3 protein-coding genes are annotated in these 2,636 nt (G+C 51.8%); 1 reads left to right on the top strand and 2 read right to left on the bottom strand.

Annotation, left to right across the window (positions count from 1 at the left end):
- Window positions 1-669: phosphate acyltransferase (locus OEL57_RS16090; protein WP_300741875.1), on the top strand; the 669-nt coding region annotated here is incomplete at its 5' end.
- Window positions 670-756: 87 nt separating this feature from the next.
- On the opposite strand, the gene cydB is transcribed toward OEL57_RS16090, so the two are convergent.
- Together cydB and OEL57_RS16080 are read right to left on the bottom strand one after the other, a co-directional pair.
- On the bottom strand, window positions 757-1,788 hold the full coding sequence (gene cydB, locus OEL57_RS16085) for a cytochrome d ubiquinol oxidase subunit II (RefSeq protein ID WP_300741873.1): 1,032 nt from the start codon (window positions 1,786-1,788) through the stop codon (window positions 757-759).
- 1 nt (window position 1,789) lies between these two features.
- Window positions 1,790-2,636 (bottom strand): cytochrome ubiquinol oxidase subunit I (locus OEL57_RS16080; protein ID WP_300741871.1); only part of this gene is annotated, 847 nt, incomplete at its 5' end.

Below are 2,636 nucleotides of genomic sequence, written 5' to 3'. Positions count from 1 at the left end.
GGTATGATGGTCCGCCATGGAGATGCAGGCGGTGAAGAAGCGGGGGCCACCGACACGACCGGGATTGTGCTGCGGGCTGCTTTCCAGACTGTGGGACCTGCTGCAGGGATCAAGACGGTATCATCTTTCTTCCTGATGATCACCAAGACCCCTTCCTTCGGTGAAAACGGGATTATCCTGTTTGCCGACTGTGCCGTGAACCCCAACCCGGATGCACAGGCCCTGGCGGAGATCGCTGTTGCCACGGCTGGCAACTGCAAGGCGTTCCTGGATGTTGAGGCTCGGGTTGGTATGCTTTCCTTCTCCACCAAGGGCAGTGCCGCCCACGCTGATGTGGACAAGGTCACCAAGGCAGCCGAGATTGCCAAGAGCATTAAGCCTGATATCCAGATCGATGGCGAGCTGCAGGCTGATGCAGCCCTGCTGCCCAAGGTAGGTGAGAAAAAAGCACCGGGCAGTCCGGTGGCAGGCAAAGCCAACGTGCTGATCTTCCCTGACCTTGATGCTGGCAATATCGCCTACAAACTGGTGGAGCGAGTGGCAGGTGCCGAAGCGGTAGGCCCGATCATTCAAGGTCTGGCCAAGCCGGTCAATGACCTGTCCCGTGGCTGCTCCGTGGACGACATCGTGAACGTGGTGGCGATTACGGCGGTGCAGGCCGGGGCGTAATTCACTTACTCTGAAGCTTAATACCACTAAAAAAGCCGACCCTTTGCAGGGTCGGCTTTTTTAGCATACAAAGATCAGCAGAGCAGTTTAGTACGCCTCATGATTATCCAGTACATCCTTCTCAGTAACCGGAGCCCTGAAGAGTCGGTAAGCCCAGATCTTGTAGAGAATAACGATTGGAACAAAGATAGCAACAACTACTGTCATGATCGTCAAGGTGTACTGACTGGATGATGAGTTGAAGATAGTTAGACTGAATGCCGGGTCAAGGCTGGAGGGAATCAGGTTCGGGAACAGACCTGTCACTCCGGTTACCACCACAAAGACAATGGTAAGACAGGAAGCAGTAAAGGCGCTGAGCGGCTTCTTCAGTATCATAAAGCCCTCAACTGCGACCAGTGACAGCACAGCAATAGCTGGCACCACAAACAGAACCGGAAGTTTCATGTAGTTATTATACAGCTTGGTTGCATAGGCGGTGTAGCCAAGGAATACCACAGCGATCAACAGCAGCGGAATCCAGAGCAGCTTTGCCAGGGCAAAAGCACGGGCAGACAGTTCACCGGTGGTCTTAACGGTAGCGTACAGGGCACCATGCACTGCAAAAAGGAAGACAAACAGCAAACCGGTCAAAATACCATAGGGGTTCAGCAGGGAAATCAGACCACCATGATAACCAGCTGCATCCATCGGCAGACCGCTGAAGATGTTGCCAAAGGCTACGCCGAACAACAGGGCTGGCAGGAAGCTGGAAACGATGATTGCGGTATCCCAGCCACTCTTCCATGCAGGACTGTCAATCTTGCCACGGAATTCAAAGGAGACACCGCGGACAATCAGGGAAAACAGCAACAGCAACAAGGCGGTATAGAGATAGCTGAACATCAGGGCATAGGTGGTGGGAAATGCCGCAAAGGTAGCCCCGCCAGCGGTCAGCAACCATACTTCGTTACCGTCCCAGACCGGGCCGACTGAGTTGATCAGAATCCGCTTTTCTGTATCGGTTTTGGCAATCAAACCGGATGTGAAACCCAGCCCCAGCACAAAGCCATCCATCATGAAATATACAGACCAAAGTACTGCCCAGAGCACGAACCAGGTAATTTGGAGCATTTCCATGTTATGCCACCTCCTTGACTGGAATCATGCCAGTGCCTTTATCAGGCCCTTTTTTGGCATACTTCACCAGCAGATAGATATCAATTACGCCCAGCAGGCCATAGAGCGCCGTAAAACCGAGTAATGATCCCAGCACTTGCAGGGATGTGACTGATTTTGAAACACCGACAGCGGTCTTCATCACCCCATACACTACCCAAGGTTGACGGCCGAGTTCAGCAACCAGCCAGCCCAGCTGGATTGCCAGATAGGGAATCGGGATTGCAGCCACCATGATGTACAGAAAGATCTTAAAATCAATAAAGTGCTTCCAACGCGCTAAAACTACCGCAGCAAAAGCAAGCCCGATAATAAGCGTCCCCAGGCCTGCCATAATGCGAAAACTCAAAAAGACCGGTAACACAGGCGGACGTTCATCTTTGGGAAAATCTTTCAGACCTTTAACTTCTGCAGCGGTATCGTGGAATGCTAAAAAGCTGAGGGCTCCTGGAACTGAAGCGGTCTGCACACTGTTGCGCTCATTTGCTTCATCCGGCACCAGCAGCAGGTGCATTGGGGCACCCTTCTGGGTTTCCCAGACTGATTCCATGGCAGCAAATTTAGTAGGTTGCACCTTGGCAATCTCAACGGCATGGAAGTCACCGGTCAGGGCAACCAGAATACCAGAAATCAAAGCAAACATTGCGCCGGTCTTGAATGAACGGGTAAAGAAATCAATCTCATTCTTCTTCAACAGATGCCAGGCTGCAATTCCCATTACAAAGAAACCTGCCATCACAAAACCAGAAGTTACCGTGTGAAAAAACTTGATCAAGGCATAAGGATTGGTCGCTACAGCGAGAAAATCA

The organism is Trichlorobacter sp. (assembly GCF_030247655.1).
GTDB lineage: Bacteria > Desulfobacterota > Desulfuromonadia > Geobacterales > Pseudopelobacteraceae > Trichlorobacter.
This window is presented reverse-complemented; position numbering and strand designations above follow the sequence as displayed.

What these genes read in the sequence shown, in the direction of transcription:
- cydB (WP_300741873.1), bottom strand. Translation starts at nt 1,788, where the DNA reads ATGGAAATGCTCCAAATTACCTGGTTCGTGCTCTGGGCAGTACTTTGG.